The following is a 16504-nucleotide window of genomic DNA, read 5'->3' on the forward strand; positions in this document are numbered from 1 at the left end:
GCTTAGCGGCTGCGACGGCCGGCGGCGGGCTTCTTGCGGTTGGCGAAGGCGGAGCGTACGCCGTAGCTGAAGGCTGCCACCTTGATCAGCGGTGAACCGACAGTCGCTGCCATGAGGGACGACAGGGCGGAGAGGTTGGCCGAGGCATCCGAAACGTTGGAGGCGATGCCGTCAACCTTCTTCAGCTGCTGGTTGGTGGTGGACACCGTGGCGGTCACTTCGTCCATCAGGGGCGTGGCGCCGTCGCTGATGGCGCGGATGGAGGTGCGCACTTCGTCAAAAACCCGTCCCAGTTTCAGGATCGGCACTGCGAGCAGCAGCACCAGGAGCGCGAACACTCCGGCAGCGATCAGGCCGGCAATATCGCCACCAGACATAGACGTTCATCTCCTCGAAACTGTGTGGATCTGTTCCATCCGCGTATGCATTTTCGGTGCGAAACGCAGATGCCCCCCAAGTACCTTACATACAAAGAAGCCCGCGGCGCTTGCCACGGGCTTCTTTGTATACGCTGCTGGGATTTAGCGTGCGTAGAATTCGACGACGAGCTGCTCTTCGCAGGTCACGGGGACCTCGGAGCGCTTCGGGCGACGGACCAGGCGTGCCTGCAGGGCGTCAAGCTTGACGTCCAGGTAGGCGGGAACCTGGGGCAGGACGTCGCGGTGGGCGCCGGCTGCTGCAACCTGCAGCGGAACCATGGTTTCGCTGCGGCTGTGAACGTGGACCAGCTGGCCTTCGCCAACGCGGAACGACGGGCGGTCAACGCGGATGCCGTCAACCAGGATGTGGCGGTGCACAACGAGCTGGCGGGCCTGGGCGATGGTGCGGGCGAAGCCGGCACGCAGCACGAGGGCGTCAAGACGCATTTCGAGCAGTTCGATCAGGTTTTCACCGGTCAGGCCCTTGGTGCGGCGCGCTTCTTCGAAGGCACGGGTCATCTGGGCTTCGCGGATGCCGTACTGGGCGCGCAGACGCTGCTTTTCGCGCAGACGTACGGCGTAGTCGGAGTCCTGCTTCTTGCGGGCACGGCCATGCTCACCGGGGCCGTACGGGCGGCGCTCCATGTACTTGGCGGCCTTGGGGGTCAGAGCGATGCCGAGTGCACGCGAGAGGCGTGCGGTACGGCGAGCACGAGTGTTGTTAGCCACTTGTGTCCTTCCAATATCTGCGGTGTGTCAGTGTTACTGGCCTCCACGATGGAGAGCATCGGCCAACCGCTGCCTTTTGCTACTGGGCACAGGGCATAACCGCATCAAAGTGAATTTGGTGGATTGTGCGTCCGTGCCTTGCCAGACAACGAACTATCCTACCACGCGGGAGCGGCGCAGCGGCCGACGGGGCTGCCGCCCTGTTAGCCTGCTCCTACTATCACCGGACTCTTGGCCGGGCCAACTCTGGCGTGGGGACAGGGACACGTTGGCTCCCTGACCCATAGGACAACAGCATATGGATGTGCAGAGTGGGGGCCGCCGGCCCGTGCCCGGGGCCGCGTTCACGGCGCCGCCCCGGACGTGGAGCCTGCGGCGTGAATGGTCCCGGGCGTTCATCCTGATGCTCATCGCGCTCCTGGTGGGCGCGGCGGTGACCATCGTGGGCGTCCGTGGTGTGGTTGGCCACGTCCAGGCCGCTGACAGCCGGCTGCTGCTTGAGGCGGAACGGATCGAGTCGTTGCGCGAGGCGCTGGATGCCCATGAGCAGCTGGGGCACCGGCTGCTGTCGGACCCTGCAGCCGACAAAGCTATGTTCAGGACGCAGCAGCAGGATATTTCCGCCCTGTTCGACGCCGCCGCCACGGACCTCCCCGAGCCGGCGGAATCCGGGGTGGCCTTCGGCGACGTGCGGCAGGCCTGGCAGGAATCCCTGGCGTCCCATGGCCTGTGGTCCGTGCAGGTGGACGCCGTGCAGGGAACCCGAGTCGCGGAGTCTCCCGGGTTTGCCGCCGACAGCGCCCGGGTCCGCACGCTGCTGGCGGCCGTACAACGGTCCTCCCTGGCGGCCATGGACAAGGCGCTGGCCTATACCGCGGACCTGGAAATCATCCTCGTGGCTGCCCGGGTCGGGCTGTTCGCCATCGCCGTTGCCGCGACGTTCTACTTCCGCCGCAGAATGGTCAAAGACCTGTTGCGGCCGGTGGCCAGCCTCCGGCACGGTGCCCTGAAGCTGCAGGCCGGGCAGTACACCCACCGGATCTCCGTGCACCGGCGGGACGAACTTGGCGAGCTGGCCGAGGCCTTCAACGCGATGGCCGCCGCAGTGCACGACAGCCACCGCGAACTGACCCACCGCGCCACCCACGATTCACTCACCGGCCTGCCCAACCGCGCCGCCCTCATGGAGCGCCTCAACGCATCGTTTGACCCTGAACCTGGCGGGGATAAGGGCAGTGACGGCAGGCTTGAGGGCCTGCTCTTTATCGACGTCGACGATTTCAAGGGAGTCAACGACTCGCTGGGCCACGAGCGGGGCGATGCCCTCCTCATCCAGCTTGCTGGACGGCTCCAAAACTGCGTGCGCGCCGATGACCTCGTGGCCCGCCTGGGCGGGGACGAGTTCGCGATCGTGGTGATGGAGGATGACGGAAACTCCGTCACCGGCGACGTTGCCGAACGGATCCACGAAGCCCTGCGGGCACCGTTCTTCGTGGCTGACGACCGCCTGACCGTGACGGCCAGCCTGGGTGCTGCCCAGCGCAGGCCGGACACGTCGGACGCAGCGGAGCTGCTGCGCCAGGCGGACTTTGCGATGTACATGGCCAAGCACGGCGGGAAGGCGCGTTACCAACTGTTCGACTCGCGCGGACACGACCACATGGCCTACCGCGCTGCCCTGAAGAGCGACCTGGCAACGGCTGTCGCCGCGCGGCAGCTGCGCCTTGAGTACCAGCCCGTGGCGGACCTGCTGACCGGGCAAATCGTTGGACTGGAAGCCCTGGTCCGCTGGCAGCATCCGTCGCTGGGGCTCCTCGCCCCGGCCGATTTCCTGCCCCTGGCCGAGGAGACCGGCGACATCCAGGCCATCACCTGCTGGGTACTGGAAACGGCCACCCAGCAGGCCGCCGGCTGGCGGCAGTCCATCGCCGGCTGCGAAAACCTGTGGATCGCCGTCAACCTCTCCTACCGGCAGCTTCCCGATGACCGCACCCTGGCCGCCGTCGAAGACGTCCTCGCCGATCCGGCCGCGCAGGCCGACCGGCTCGTTCTCGAAATCACCGAGGCTGCCCTGGCAGCCAGCCGCGACGGCGGCATGTCCGTCCTGAACAGGCTCAAGGCACTCGGCGTCCGGATCGCCGTCGACGGCTTTGGAACACGCAGCACCGGGCAGGGCTACCTGCTGGTGAGGCCGGGACCGGCCCAGATGGTGGAGGCGCTGCTGGCCTCAGGTGCCAGGCTGGAGCACGTTGCCCTGGCCGAGCTGGGGGACGCTGTGGGGGCGTAAGGCTATTGCCGGGAAGGCTCAGCTGCCCCGGATGATCTTGCGCAGCCGCTCCAGCCGGATGGCAATGTCGCGTTCCGCACCGTTGGCCGTGGGCAGGTAGTAGTCTTTGCCGACGAGGTCGTCCGGCGGGTATTGCTGGGTGGCCACGGAGTGCGGGGCGTCGTGGGCGTACTTGTAGCCGAGTCCATGGCCCAGCTGCTTCGACCCCGGATAGTGGGCGTCGCGCAGATGGGCCGGAATCCCGTTTCCGAGGCCGGCGCGGACGTCCGCCACCGCCTTGTTCAGGCCCATGTACGCCGCGTTGGACTTCGGCGCCGTGGCCAGGTGGACCACGGCTTCGGCCAGCACGATCCTGCCCTCGGGCATGCCGATCAACTGGACTGCCTGCGCGGCGGCCACGGCAGTCTGCAGCGCCGTGGGGTCGGCCATGCCAACGTCTTCGGCGGCGGAAATCACGATGCGCCGGGCGACAAACCTGGGGTCCTCCCCCGCCTCAAGCATCCGTGCCAGGTAGTGCAGGGCTGCGTCCACGTCGGAACCCCGGACTGACTTGATGAAGGCACTGGCGACGTCGTAATGCTGGTCGCCGGCGCGGTCGTAGCGGACCGCGGCGACATCGAGGGCCCGCTCCGTGTGCTTCAGCTCGACGGTCACCGGACCGTCGCCGGCGTCGTCGGCATCGCCGAACGCCACACCGGCGGCGGCTTCGAGGGCAGTCAATGCACGCCGGGCGTCGCCCCCGGAAAGCCTGACCAGGTGGGCCAACGCCTCGTCATTGAGTTCAACCTTGCCGTTCAGTCCCTGGACATCCGTGACGGCACGCTGGACGAGTCCCTCGATGTCGTCGTCTGTGAGTGGCCTCAACGTCAGCAGGAGCGACCTGGACAGCAGCGGCGAGACCACGGAAAAGGACGGGTTCTCGGTGGTGGCCGCCACCAGGACAACCCAGCGGTTTTCCACCCCGGGCAGCAGCGCGTCCTGCTGCGCCTTGTTGAACCGGTGGATCTCGTCCAGGAAGAGCACGGTGGTGGTTTTGTACAGGTCCCGGGCAGTCAGGGCCTCGTCCATCACGCGCCGGACATCCTTCACGCCTGCCGTGATGGCGGACAGTTCCACGAACTTCCGGCCACGCCCCTTGGCGATCACGTGGGCCAACGTGGTTTTTCCGGTCCCGGGAGGTCCCCAGAGGATCACCGACGCCGGCCCGGCGGGTCCGCCTGCGTCAGCGCCGGCGGCGAGTTGGCGCAGCGGCGAGCCCTGCCCCAGCAGGTGCTGCTGGCCCACCACGTCGTCCAGGGTTTTTGGCCGCATCCGGACGGCCAGCGGGCTGCGGGGCCGGCCGTTGCCGTCCGTTCCGGTTCCGGCGGCGGCCGGCGCACCGTTGTCGTCTTCGCCGTCGTCTTCGTTGCCTGGCCCTTGGGCGAAGAGATCATCCACACAGATAGGCTACTTCTAGTTCACTGCTTCTTTCCGCCAGCCCAAGAGGTCCCCCATGAGCGCACACCCCGCCGACGGCGCGCAACGTCCCGGGTCGGCCAGGACCGCGTTTGTGCCCGGCGCCCGCCTGGCGGGCTGGGTGGAGCGGTTCAGCGCCGCACACGGCGGCTTCCGGCTCAGCGATGACGACGACGGCGTGCGGCTCCTGGCAGCCGACGGCACCACCGCGCTGCTGCAGCCGCCGTGGCCCGCGGACGGCCGGCCGGGGCGGGGCACCGGCCCGTTGGAGCGGCTGGCGTCCATCGCCTCCCAGCCGCGCCGGCTCGGTCTTCTCCTGGTCCGGCGGGGAGGCTACGGCATCGCCGTGGCCAGCGAAGGTGCCATCGCCGTGTCCAAGGCGGGCACCAGGTACGTGCAGTCCAGGACCGCCGCGGGGGGCCAGTCGCAGCAGCGGTTTGCCCGCCGCCGCTCCAACCAGGCCGATGAGCTGGTCCAGGCCGTCGCCGGGCAGGCCCGGCAGGTGTTCAGCGGCCAGTCCTTCGAATACGTCGTTCCGGGCGGGGACCGCACCCTGGCTGACCTGGTGCTGGACGAGCCTGTCCTGAAGGACTACGCCCGCCTGCCGCGGCTGGCCTACCTCGACGTGGCTGATCCCCGGGCTGCGGTCCTGAAGAAAGCCGCTTCGGATGCCTGTGCGGTCCGGATCCAGGTGGCCGACCCGCCGGCGTAGTTATCCACAACCGGCAATCCATGACAGGCGGTGGCGCCTCATTCCTGCCTACACTCCCCATCAAGGGGGTCGCAACGGCCTTCGCAGGTTGCCGGTGGGGGGACATCATGAAAGTAAGGCTTCGAGGGGCCGCCGTGCTGTTGGCACTTGTGCTGGCAGGCACCGGCTGCACAGACGGCGGCTGGCTGGACCAGACAAGACTTTCCTTTTATACCCAAGGAATCGATACACCGCTTGCCGGGGAGGAACGCACCAACAGCTCCCTGCCGGAAATGGTGAGCCGCGGAAACGAGGTCCTGGCAGTCCTGGATCTTGAGACACCCACCCTTCAAGGCGGCCGCGCCGCCCACTCCGCGGATAACGGCAGGTCATGGCAGCCGGTCCTGTTTGATGGCAAGGCAGATCCCGGGATGGATCTGGTCTCCGTGGCCGCAGTCCGTTCCAGCCAGTGGCTGCTCGTGGGACACCGCAACGGACAGGTTTTTGCTTTTATCAGCTCCGATGGGACGAATTTCACGCTCCAGCAGGCGCCGATTTTCGAGACTACGGGCACACGATTAAACGCGGTGGTGGGCACGGATGAGGGCTGGCTGATCGCGGCCTCGCCCGACAGCGGTTCCGGCGGCGCGGCCACAACACTGTTCCAGAGCAGCGATGGAGCAGCGTGGAGCGGGCGGGATGGGAGTGCGTCCGGTTTGCCCGCGGCCCGTGGCACGTTCCATCCGCTGAGCATGGCCGCAAGTCCATCCACCATCGTTCTTGTGGGCCAGGAGGTCCCCCACGACCGTCCGCCCTTTGCCCGGGCCTTCGCTTCCAGCGACGGCGGGAACAGCTGGCAGGATGTCAGCCCGGACACCGGGGACGTCGGTCCGGCAGGAAATGCCCTGTGGACTGTTGCCTGGTCAGGAAACGACTTCAGGGTAACGGGCCATGCGTGGCCCCGGGATGCCCGGCCGAAGCGGTTCCCGCTGGGTATGTCGGGCAGCTGGACCCCGGGCGGGGTGTGGAATCTGCAGGCCGACGCCGGCTGGAGCCGGCAGGACCATGATTTTCCCCGGGGCCCGGGGGTGGCCTACGGCGCTGCAGGCGCCCTCGCAACGCAGATGATCGGCCAGCTCGCTGACGGCGAGCCCCGGGTGCTTTTCCAGCCCCCGGGCCAGGCGTGGTCGGAACTGGGGATGCCCCAGCAATCGGATGCGGGGCTGCAGCTCTACGGCGACGTGACGGCTGTCGAGGATGGCTTTCTGGTCGTGGGAACCAGCTCCCGGCACGGAAATGACGGCACCCGCCTCTGGCATGTGGATGGCAGCGGAAACGTCACCGGACGGGACTCGCCGCTGACGACGGCTGCGCCCACGGCGGCAGCGTCAGGCGATGCCCACGTCACCAGCATCCTCAGCAGCGGAGGGAAAACCATTGCCTTCGGATCGGTACGCTCCCAGCCCGCATTCTGGGAACTGCAGGGAGAACAGGACTTCAGGAACTACACCACCCTGGTCGGCCAGGAGGACCAGACGTTGGACACCATGGCGGCCGGTCCCCGAGGGGAGATGCTCCTTGGCGAAAGCAGGACGGCAAACGGCCATCTTCCCGTGATCTGGTCCCGAACGGAGTCCGGAGACTGGTCCGTCCACGATCGCAGCGTCTTCGGAGCCGGTACCAGCCAGGGGAAGTCGGAAGTACGCGCTGTGCTTCCGTCACGCCATGGATTCCTGGCCGCGGGGTCGTACGACACCGAGGGGGCGACCCATGCGGGGCTCGCTGTCTCCGAGGACGGCGACTCCTGGAGTGAGGTGCAAAGCGCGGAGCTCCGCGGGGCGCCGACGGCCGGGCGTTCCATTGGCAGCCTGGCAGAAACGCCGTCAGGGACGGTTCTGGCGGGAGGATCGGTCGACGACCACGAGCAAAGCGACGCAACTGTATGGGCCTCAACGGACGCCCATACCTGGAAACCGGTCCAGCTCCCCCGCCCCGAAGGCTACGCCACAGCGCAGGTGGTGTCGTTGACGCCAGGGCCGCTGCGGACGGTGGCTGTAGTGCACAGCAGCGGCCCCGGAAAGCCGGCCCGCTTCGACATATTCTCCAGCGGCGACGATGGCCGGACGTGGGAACAGGGCCCTGCCCTGGAGGCCACGTCGCAGGAACATTCGGTGGCCCGCCCACGCCTTGCGGCGAACGGAGACGGATTTGTCCTGCTGGCCACCCGAGGCCCAGCGGGTCAGGCGGAAGCAGTCCTCATGCTGAGCAAGGACGGCAGGGAGTTCACCACGAAGGACCTTGGGCACGACGCGTTCGACCAGGAAGGCCTTGCTGTGTCCGCGGTAGGCGTCGCCGGGAAGAAGCTCCTGGTCACGGGTGTGTCAGGACCGCCCGAGGCGCGGAGACCGTTTGGCATCGCCGTGGACGTGCCGTCGCTGTGAGAGGGCCGGACTTGCGGACGGAGGCACCGCGCCGGAAGGCACCTAGCAGCCGGTCAGGTGCCGCTTGGGCCGTTCCTGCCGGTAGACGTAGCGGCCGGTTTCGTTGAATCCGGCCTTGGCGTAGAGTTCCTGCGCCCCGGGGTTGGCGGCGGTGACCAGCAGCCAGTAGCTGGCCAGGCCCTGTGCCTGGCCGGCTCCGAGCAGGCCCTGGAGAACACGCGTGGCGTAGCCCCGGCGCCGTGCATCCGGCCGGGTGGCCATGCTGTAGAGGCCGCCGCAGGCGCCCGGCCCGCCTGACCGGCCCGGAGGAATGGCGAGACGCCCGACGGAGGCGGGGACGCCGTCGTCGTCCCTCACCAGGGCGTACAGCGACGGACAGCCCTCAAGGATTCCGCGGGCGGTGGAGAGGGAATCCTCGCCCCCGCGCCCGTCCACGCTCCACCAGAGCCGCAGCCATTCCGCGGAAGGCGCTGACGAAAGTTCGACGCCGGAGTCGGGCACCGCTTCCCCGGCGCCGGCTTCCCCGTTGCGCACCAGGATCAGGGTTTCGGACTGCCGGGTGAAGCCTTCCGCATCGAGGAAGGCATTCAGTGCCTCGCTGCCGACATTGTCAAAAACCTGGAAGATCACCGGCAGCCGGCGGCTGCGGTACCAGGCCCGGGCCTCCCGCAGCAGGACAGGCCTTTCGTGGGGATCGCCGTCCGTCCCGGCGCGCGGCCAGATCGAGTTGGCCCGCTGGGTCACGCCGTCCGCGGCGCGAAGAACCCATCCGCCTGTTTCCTCCCGGTCGGGGGCCGGCCAGGCGGCGTCCATCACACGTTCAAGGTCCATCGGGGCGGTATCGGCCACGCTGCTCCATCCTTCATCAACGGCAGGAGGCTCCCCGGTTATCCGGGGAGCCTCCTGTGATTGATCCTTGAGCCTATTTGGCTTCGGGTTCTGCCTTCTTGGCTTCTTCCGGCTTCGTTTGCGGCTTGAAGTCGACGCCGGCCTCCTTGCGCTGCTGCGGCGTGATCGGCGCGGGAGCCTGGGTCAGCGGGTCGTAGCCGTTGCCGGTCTTCGGGAAGGCAATGACGTCGCGGATGGACTCCACACCTGCCAGGAGTGCCACCACACGGTCCCAGCCGAAGGCGATGCCGCCATGCGGAGGGGCCCCGAACTTGAAGCCCTCGAGCAGGAACCCGAACTTGGTCTGGGCGTCTTCACGGTCCAGGCCCATCAGTTCGAAGACCCGTTCCTGGACGTCGCGCTCGTGGATACGGATGGAACCGCCGCCGATTTCGTTGCCGTTGCAGACGATGTCGTAGGCGTAGGACAGGGCCGATTCCGGGTCCTGGTCGAACGTGTCCAGGAACTCCGGCTTGGGAGAGGTGAAGGCGTGGTGGACGGCCGTCCACTTTCCGGCGCCGACAGCCACATCGCCGGAAGCCACTGCAGCGGCAGCCGGTTCGAACATGGGGGCGTCAACCACCCAGCAGAAGGCCCAGGCGCTGGGATCGATCAGGCCGGTGCGGTGGCCGATCTCCACGCGGGCAGCACCCAGGAGGGCGCGGGCCGCTGATTTCTCACCGGCGGCGAAGAAGATGCAGTCGCCCGGCTTGGCGCCCACGGCGTCGGCGAGGCCTGCACGCTCGGTTTCGGTCAGGTTCTTGGCGACCGGGCCGGCCAGTTCGCCGTCTTCCTTGAAGAGGACGTAGGCCAGGCCCTTGTGGCCGCGCTGCTTGGCGAACTCCTGCCAGCCGTCCAGGGTGCGTCGCGGCTGGGAAGCGCCGCCGGGCATCACCACGGCACCGACATAAGGAGCCTTGAAGACACCAAAGCCGGTGTCCTTGAAGAATTCGGTGAGCTCGGTCAGCTCCACACCGAAGCGGAGATCCGGCTTATCGGAACCGTAGCGGGCCATCGCGTCCGCATAGGTGATGCGCTGGATGGGCGTGGGGATCTCGACGTCGATCAGCTTCCACAGTGCCTTGACGATGTTTTCGCCCAGGGCAATGATGTCGTCCTGGTCAACGAAGCTGGCCTCGATGTCCAGCTGGGTGAATTCCGGCTGGCGGTCGGCGCGGAAGTCCTCATCGCGGTAGCAGCGAGCAATCTGGTAGTACTTCTCGAAGCCGCCCACCTGCAGGAGCTGCTTGAAAAGCTGCGGCGACTGCGGCAGCGCGTACCAGGAACCCGGGGCCAGGCGGGCGGGGACCACAAAGTCGCGGGCGCCTTCCGGCGTCGAGCGCGTCAGGGTGGGCGTCTCGATCTCGACGAAGCCGTCCTGGTGGAGCAGTTCGCGGGCCACCCGGTTGGCTTCGGACCGCAGCCGCAGGTTGCGGGCGGGGCCGGGACGGCGCAGGTCAAGGTAGCGGTGCTTCAGGCGCGCTTCCTCGCCCACCTCGACGTGCTCGTCGATCTGGAAGGGCAAGGGCTCGGAGGTGTTGAGGATGACGACTTTGTCCGCCATGACCTCGATCTCGCCGGTGGCCAGCGCGGGGTTCTCGTTGCCCTCGGGGCGCTTGGAAACGGTGCCGGTGATCTGAAGGACGTACTCGTTGCGCAGACCGTGGAAGACCTCTTCCTCACGGACCACAACCTGGGCCACACCGGAGGCATCGCGCAGGTCCACGAATGCGACACCACCGTGGTCACGACGGCGGCCCACCCAGCCGGCCAGGGTTACGGTTTGTCCAATGTGCTCGGAGCGAAGGGATCCGAGGTCATGTGTGCGCAGCACAGCACGCCTTTCTGAAAGAGACAGCAGGAACTTTAGGGAAGTTGCATAGGATCGTTCCGGGAACAATCCCGTTCGAGTTTACCCGTTGGAAAGGCTCCACCACCCCCATGACCGGGCACCAGCAACTTCAGCGGCGGCTGGGCGTGTTCGACGCCACGTCGATCGGACTCGGCTCCATGCTCGGCGCGGGCGTCTTTGTGGCCTTCGCCCCGGCCGCCGGGCTGGCTGGAAGTTTCCTGGTCCTTGCTGTCCTGATCGCCGGTGCCGTGGCGTACTGCAACGCTGTGGCTTCGGCTGAACTCGCGGCCAGGTACCCGGCAAGCGGCGGTACCTATGTCTACGGCCGGAAGCGGCTGGGCGAGTGGCCGGGCTTCATTGCTGGCTGGGGTTTCGTCACCGGAAAATCAGCGTCATGCGCGGCCATGGCCCTCACCTTCGGAAATTACGTTGCGCCGCAGTACGCCGTTCCTGTCGCGGTTGCTGCGGTGGTGGCGCTGACCGGCGTCAACCTGCTGGGCATCACCCGCACCGCCCTCCTGACCAGGATCCTGCTGGCCGTGGTCCTGGCCACCCTGGTATTTGTCGCCGCCGCCAGCATTGTTGGACCCCACCCGGCGGGCGTTCCAATGGGAGGGGACGCGTCCGACGCCGGTGCTGCCGCCGGCAGTGTTCACGCCAACCTCGGCGGCGTGTTGCCGGCGGCCGGGCTGATGTTTTTCGCGTTTGCGGGGTACGCCCGGATCGCCACCCTGGGTGAGGAGGTCAAGGATCCGGCCAGGACCATCCCCCGGGCCATCCTTGCAGCCCTCGCTGCTGCCTTCGGCATTTACCTCGTCCTGGCGCTGCTGCTGCTGAACCACCTGTCCCCGGCCGGCCTGGCGGCAACGGCCACGCCCCTGCTGGATGCTGTCCGCAACTCCTCCCTGGCCGCAGGCTCGCCGGTGGTCCAGGCCGGGGCGGCGGCTGCCTGCCTCGGCGCCCTCCTGGCGCTGATCACCGGCGTGGGCAGGACCACCCTGGCGATGGCGCGGGAACGGGACCTGCCCGGGCCCCTTGCTCGTGTGGGCGGGAAGCATACGGTGCCGTTCGTCGCCGAACTCGCGGTGGCCGCCGTCGTGATTCTCCTGCTGCTGACCACGGACGTCATGACCGTGGTGGGCTTCTCCAGCTTTGGCGTCCTGATCTACTACGCGGTCACCAACGCTGCCGCCTATACGCTGGCCGAACACCCTGCCCATGGCCCCCGGTGGCTGAATGTCGCCGGGTTCCTTGGCTGCCTGCTCCTGGCGTTCACCCTGCCGGCCGCGTCGGTGCTGGGCATGGCGGGCGTCCTCGCCGCCGGAGCAGCAGGGCGGTTCCTGGTGCTGAGGTTCCGCCGCTAGTTCCGCTTCGGGCCTAAGTCACGCCGTCGTGGGGCACTTTGGGCCGGATGAGCAGCGAAATCGGCCAAGAAAGCGGTTAACCCACGTCAAAGTGCCCCACGAAGGCTGGCCCCGGACGCCGTCGCCGCGACCAGTATCAGACCGTTAGCGTCAGGCCGGCTGGGCGGACGCGTGAAGAGCGGTGGTGACCTGGACGGACAGGTCTTCGTCAGCCGGGGCCCAGCTGGCCGGATCGGCGTCCACCTGCACGCCCGAACGGATGTCCTTGACCTGGTGCTTGCCGTCGTCGTCGGTGAACCAGACAAAGGGAATGCCGCGGCGGTCGGCGAACTTGATCTGCTTGCCGAACTTCTCCGCCTTCGCAGCGACCTCGGTGGCGATGCCCCTGCCCCGCAGTTGTGCCGCAACGTCCTGGGCAGCGCCCCAGCTGTCGTCGTCGGTCAGGGCAACCAGTACCGCCGTGGGCACCGAGCGGGAAGCCTTCGCCAGGTCCTGGCTGAGGATGCGGGACACCAGCCGGGTCACGCCGATGGAAAGTCCGACGCCGGGGAACTTGCGGTTGCCCTTGCTGGCCAGGGCGTCGTAGCGGCCGCCGGAGCAGATGGAGCCGAGCTGTTCGTGGCCCACCAGGACGGTCTCCACCACGGTGCCGGTGTAGTAGTCCAGGCCGCGGGCGATGCTGAGGTCTGCGACGACCTTGCCCGGGGCGCGCTGCACTGCGGCCGCGATGACCTGTTCGAGCTCGTCCAGGCCCTCTTCCAGGAGGTCATTCGTCACGCCGAGCGCGCGGACCTGGGCCACAAACGAGGTGTCCTCGGTCCGGATTCCTGCCAGGCTCAGCGCTGCCTGCGCCTGCTCATCGGAGGCTCCCAGCTCGGTCTTGAGCAGCTCTGCGACCTTGGCTGCGCCAATTTTTTCCAGCTTGTCGATGCTGCGCAGCACGCCGGCGGTGTCATCCAGGCCGATGCCGCGGTAGAAACCCTCGGCCAGTTTGCGGTTGTTGATGCGCAGGCGGAAGTCCGGGATGGGCAGGGCACTGAGGGCTTCGGCGATCACCAGGGCGATTTCCACGTCGTAGCGGAAAGGCAGGTCACCGTCACCCACGACGTCGATGTCCGCCTGGGTGAATTCGCGGGCACGGCCTTCCTGCGGACGTTCGCCGCGCCAGACCTTCTGGATCTGGTACCGCCGGAACGGGAAGGCGAGGTAGCCGGCGTTCTCCACCACGTACCGGGCAAACGGGACCGTCAGGTCGAAGTGCAGCGCGAGGGCGTGCGGATCGTGCTTGCCGGCCTTGGATTCGTCACCTTCGTCATCCTGGAGGCGGCTGAGCCCGTAGACCTCTTTATCGATCTCGCCCTTGCGCAGCAGTTGGCCGACGGTTTCCACCGCGCGGGTCTCGATGGACGAGAAACCGTGCAGCTCGAAGACCTTACGGAGGGTGTCCAGCACATGCAGCTCCACCAGCCGCTCCTCGGGAAGCCACTCGGGGAATCCGGACAGGGAGGCGGTGCGTGCCATGGTGGAAGATCTCCTCTTGATAAAGGGTGCCTGGGACTTTACCCGGTAATCCACCCGAAACGGGCCGGGAACGGCGGCTGTCCGGCAACTCATGCATAAACTATGTGCGGCAGTCAGTTTATGCGTCATCCGCCTGCATCTCTAATGGGCGGCTTGGGTGGCGCAACGCTGCCATTGAACTGCAGGCGCACCGGGAATGATCGGGCACGGCTGCAGCCCGACTACCAGGAGGACCATTGGCGGCCAGTTCACGCAGTGCCCGCGAGGCTAAACGGCGGATCCAGCAGATGGAAGCCAAGCGCGAGCTGCGGCGGGAGCAGGAGAAACGGCGCAAGCGGGACAATATCATCGCCGCCGGTGCCGGTGCCGCCGCCGTGGTGCTCGCCGTCGTGCTCCAACTCACCGCATTCGCCGGCAACCCCACCGAAGAGGAATTCGCCGCCGCCGAGGCCGGGCTCACCAGCCCGTCCGCCACACCTTCGACCCCTGCCACCAACGGGCCCAACATTCCCGCGCCGGACACGGCCGCCGGCAAGGTGTTCACCGGCGAAATGACGCTGAACGGGAGCGTGCTCGGCGTCGAAATCGACGGCACCAAGGCGCCCCAGGCTGCTGCCGTCTTTAAAACACTCACGGACGAGGGTTTCTACAACGGCAGCGCATGCCACCGCCTGACCACGGGCGAAGCCTTCGGACTGCTGCAGTGCGGCGGCGCCTCCGCTGCCGCCGACCCCGACTACACCTGGGGACCCCTCGAAAACACTCCGGCGGACAACACCTACCCTGCAGGCACGATTGCCGTGGCACGGTCCGGCGACAACGCCTACGGAAACGGGAAGCAGTTCTTCGTTGTCTATAAAGACACGGTGATTCCCGCCGACTCTGCCGGGGGCTATACGGTGGTGGGCAAGGTGACCTCCGGAATGGAAGCAGTAGATGCCATTGCGGCGGCGGGAATCACTCCCGGTTCCAGCGCAGCAGACGGCGCACCTGTGCAACCAGTCACGATAGACTCGGTTTCTCTGAAGTAGGAAGCCAGGCCTCCACGGCCGCGGTGCAGTACGTGAGTATTTCCCTCCAAGCGAAAGACTTTTAGCGGTGACAGACAGTCAGAAATCCGACGAAACAGCAGCAGACCTGACCGAGGAAACGGCCCCCGCGGCCGACCCGGCAGCGGCTGACGAAGCCACGGCCGGCGAATCCCCGGTCCTGGAGCCCACCACCGACGTGGCACCGGCTGAAGAGGCCCCGGCCGTCGCCGAGGAATCTCCAGAGGCCGAAACCCCAGATGCCGCAGGTGAGGCTGACGTCCCCACTGCTGCCGCCCCTGAGGCTGAAACCCCCGCTGCCGCAGCTGAGGCTGACGTCCCCACTGCTGCCGCGCCGGAGGCTGAAACCCCCGCCGTTTCTGCTCCTGAGGCTGCGCCCAAGCCCGCCGCTGCACCGCGTCCGGCGCCCTCGCCGGCGGCATTCGCGTCCCGGCCAAAGCCGGCGGCCGCCGCTCCTGCTGCGGCACCGGTGCCGGTAGTGCCCGCCACGTCGGTGGCTGAGGCGTCGCGCTGGGGCCGGGTTGAAGGCGACGGCCATGTCTTCCTGAAAATCGACGGCGAGGAACACGCCGTCGGACAGTACCCAGACGTCAGCAACGATGAAGCCCTGACGTATTTCGCCCGCAAATTCGATGACATCCTGGCCCAGATCGTCCTGCTGGAGCAGCGGGTGAGTTCCAAGGCCCCGAGCACCGACATGCAGAAGACCGTCACCCACCTGCGCGAACAGCTGGCCGAGCGGAACATGGTGGGCGATCTCCGCGCCGCCGAAGGCCGCCTCGATGAGCTCTCCGAACAGGTCAAGGAACTCGAAAAGACCGAGAAGGCCGAGCACGACGCCGTCCGCGCTGCCGAGCTGGCAGCCCGCGAGGAGATCGTTGCAGAAGCCGAAAGCATCTCCGGCCAGGACCCTTCCCAGATCCAGTGGAAAACGTCCAGCGCCCGGATGAACGAGCTCTTCGAAAGCTGGAAGACAGCCCAGAAGAGCGGGGTACGCCTGGGCCGCAGCAACGAAGACGCCCTGTGGAAGCGCTTCCGTGCAGCACGCACGGTGTTCGACCGCCACCGCCGGGCCTACTTCTCCCAGCTGGACAGCAACAACTCCGCGGCCAAGTCAGCCAAGGAAAAGCTCATCGCGGATGCCGAGGCCCTGTCCAGCTCCACCGACTGGGGCTACGCAGCCGGCGAGTACCGCCGCCTCATGGACGACTGGAAGGCATCGCCGCGCGCCAGCCGCAAGGATGATGACGCCCTGTGGGCACGCTTCCGTGCGGCCCAGGACGTATTCTTCACCAACCGGCAGGCCGCCAACGAAGAGATCGATCAGGAGTACGCAGCCAACCTCACCGTGAAGGAAGCGCTCCTCGTTGAGGCCAGCGCGATCCTCCCCGTCAAGGACCTGGCCGGCGCCAAGAAGGCGCTCCAGTCCGTCCGTGACCGGTGGGAGGAAGCCGGGAAGGTCCCGCGTGCCGACATGGGACGCATCGAAGCCGGCCTCCGCAAGGTGGAGGACGCCGTCCGCCATGCCGAAGAGGAAAACTGGCAGCGGTCAAACCCCGAGACCAAGGCCCGCACCAACAGCGCGCTGTCCCAGCTGGAAGCCGCAATTGCCGGTCTCCAGGAGGACCTCGCCAAGGCCGAGAAGGCCGGCGACCAGCGCAAGATCAAGGCCGCGCAGGAAGCACTCGACGCACGGCAGGCATGGCTGGACCAGATCCAGCGCTCGGCCAGCGAACTCTCCTAGGCCGCAACCCGCTGAGGGCTTCGCCAACGGGCACGTCACAGGTCCGGCTCCGGTTATCCACATA

General features: G+C 67.3%; 12 protein-coding genes. 6 read left to right on the forward strand and 6 right to left on the reverse strand.

Annotation, left to right across the window (positions count from 1 at the left end; genetic code table 11):
* Nucleotides 1-2 precede the first annotated feature (2 nt).
* Together EYS21_RS10235 and rpsD are read right to left on the reverse strand one after the other, a co-directional pair.
* Complete coding sequence (locus EYS21_RS10235) at nucleotides 3-377, reverse strand: DUF948 domain-containing protein (protein WP_066291665.1); 375 nt, start codon at nucleotides 375-377, stop codon at nucleotides 3-5.
* 144 nt (nucleotides 378-521) lie between these two features.
* The gene (gene rpsD / locus EYS21_RS10240; RefSeq protein ID WP_111905420.1) at nucleotides 522-1148 is read right to left on the reverse strand and encodes a 30S ribosomal protein S4; all 627 of its coding nucleotides are present in this window, start codon (nucleotides 1146-1148) and stop codon (nucleotides 522-524) included.
* Between the two features lie 298 nt (nucleotides 1149-1446).
* On the opposite strand from rpsD, the gene EYS21_RS10245 reads away from it, so the two are divergent.
* The gene (locus tag EYS21_RS10245; RefSeq protein ID WP_131133095.1) at nucleotides 1447-3435 is read left to right on the forward strand and encodes a diguanylate cyclase; all 1989 of its coding nucleotides are present in this window, start codon (nucleotides 1447-1449) and stop codon (nucleotides 3433-3435) included.
* An 18-nt stretch (nucleotides 3436-3453) separates the two neighbouring features.
* Here EYS21_RS10245 and EYS21_RS10250 read toward each other — a convergent pair whose 3' ends face one another.
* The gene (locus EYS21_RS10250) at nucleotides 3454-4872 is read right to left on the reverse strand and encodes a replication-associated recombination protein A (protein WP_131133096.1); all 1419 of its coding nucleotides are present in this window, start codon (nucleotides 4870-4872) and stop codon (nucleotides 3454-3456) included.
* A gap of 55 nt (nucleotides 4873-4927) precedes the next feature.
* Here EYS21_RS10250 and EYS21_RS10255 point away from each other — a divergent pair, with 55 nt between their 5' ends.
* Both EYS21_RS10255 and EYS21_RS10260 read left to right on the forward strand, forming a co-directional pair.
* Entirely contained in the window at nucleotides 4928-5602 is a 675-nt protein-coding gene (locus EYS21_RS10255) for an acVLRF1 family peptidyl-tRNA hydrolase (RefSeq protein WP_131133097.1), read from the forward strand.
* Nucleotides 5603-5736: 134 nt separating this feature from the next.
* The gene (locus tag EYS21_RS10260; RefSeq protein ID WP_131133098.1) at nucleotides 5737-8022 is read left to right on the forward strand and encodes a hypothetical protein; all 2286 of its coding nucleotides are present in this window, start codon (nucleotides 5737-5739) and stop codon (nucleotides 8020-8022) included.
* A gap of 42 nt (nucleotides 8023-8064) precedes the next feature.
* On the opposite strand, the gene EYS21_RS10265 is transcribed toward EYS21_RS10260, so the two are convergent.
* Both EYS21_RS10265 and aspS read right to left on the reverse strand, forming a co-directional pair.
* Nucleotides 8065-8853 (reverse strand): GNAT family N-acetyltransferase, encoded by a 789-nt coding sequence (locus tag EYS21_RS10265; protein WP_131133274.1) that lies wholly within the window; start codon nucleotides 8851-8853, stop codon nucleotides 8065-8067.
* A 91-nt stretch (nucleotides 8854-8944) separates the two neighbouring features.
* Nucleotides 8945-10744 (reverse strand): aspartate--tRNA ligase, encoded by a 1800-nt coding sequence (gene aspS / locus EYS21_RS10270; protein WP_131133099.1) that lies wholly within the window; start codon nucleotides 10742-10744, stop codon nucleotides 8945-8947.
* A gap of 107 nt (nucleotides 10745-10851) precedes the next feature.
* Between aspS and EYS21_RS10275 the strand changes: the two genes are divergently transcribed.
* The gene (locus EYS21_RS10275; RefSeq protein ID WP_131133100.1) at nucleotides 10852-12126 is read left to right on the forward strand and encodes an APC family permease; all 1275 of its coding nucleotides are present in this window, start codon (nucleotides 10852-10854) and stop codon (nucleotides 12124-12126) included.
* Nucleotides 12127-12276: 150 nt separating this feature from the next.
* On the opposite strand, the gene hisS is transcribed toward EYS21_RS10275, so the two are convergent.
* A complete protein-coding gene (gene hisS, locus EYS21_RS10280; protein ID WP_131133101.1) occupies nucleotides 12277-13647 on the reverse strand; it encodes a histidine--tRNA ligase in 1371 nt (456 codons plus the stop codon).
* 236 nt (nucleotides 13648-13883) lie between these two features.
* On the opposite strand from hisS, the gene EYS21_RS10285 reads away from it, so the two are divergent.
* Together EYS21_RS10285 and EYS21_RS10290 are read left to right on the forward strand one after the other, a co-directional pair.
* On the forward strand, nucleotides 13884-14678 hold the full coding sequence (locus tag EYS21_RS10285) for a peptidylprolyl isomerase (protein ID WP_131133102.1): 795 nt from the start codon (nucleotides 13884-13886) through the stop codon (nucleotides 14676-14678).
* 67 nt (nucleotides 14679-14745) lie between these two features.
* Nucleotides 14746-16440, forward strand: a complete 1695-nt coding sequence (locus tag EYS21_RS10290; RefSeq protein WP_131133103.1) for a DUF349 domain-containing protein — start codon at nucleotides 14746-14748, stop codon at nucleotides 16438-16440.
* The last annotated feature ends 64 nt before the right edge of the window (nucleotides 16441-16504 follow it).

It is taken from the genome of Arthrobacter sp. S39 (assembly GCF_004320525.1).
GTDB lineage: Bacteria > Actinomycetota > Actinomycetes > Actinomycetales > Micrococcaceae > Arthrobacter.

Bases quoted from the DNA above. Each gene is read 5' to 3' on its own strand.
- EYS21_RS10275 (WP_131133100.1), top strand. From the start codon at position 10,852: ATGACCGGGCACCAGCAACTTCAGCGGCGGCTGGGCGTGTTCGACGCC.
- EYS21_RS10245 (WP_131133095.1), top strand. From the start codon at position 1,447: ATGGATGTGCAGAGTGGGGGCCGCCGGCCCGTGCCCGGGGCCGCGTTC.
- EYS21_RS10235 (WP_066291665.1), bottom strand. From the start codon at position 377: ATGTCTGGTGGCGATATTGCCGGCCTGATCGCTGCCGGAGTGTTCGCG.
- EYS21_RS10255 (WP_131133097.1), top strand. From the start codon at position 4,928: ATGAGCGCACACCCCGCCGACGGCGCGCAACGTCCCGGGTCGGCCAGG.
- EYS21_RS10265 (WP_131133274.1), bottom strand. From the start codon at position 8,853: ATGGACCTTGAACGTGTGATGGACGCCGCCTGGCCGGCCCCCGACCGG.
- hisS (WP_131133101.1), bottom strand. From the start codon at position 13,647: ATGGCACGCACCGCCTCCCTGTCCGGATTCCCCGAGTGGCTTCCCGAG.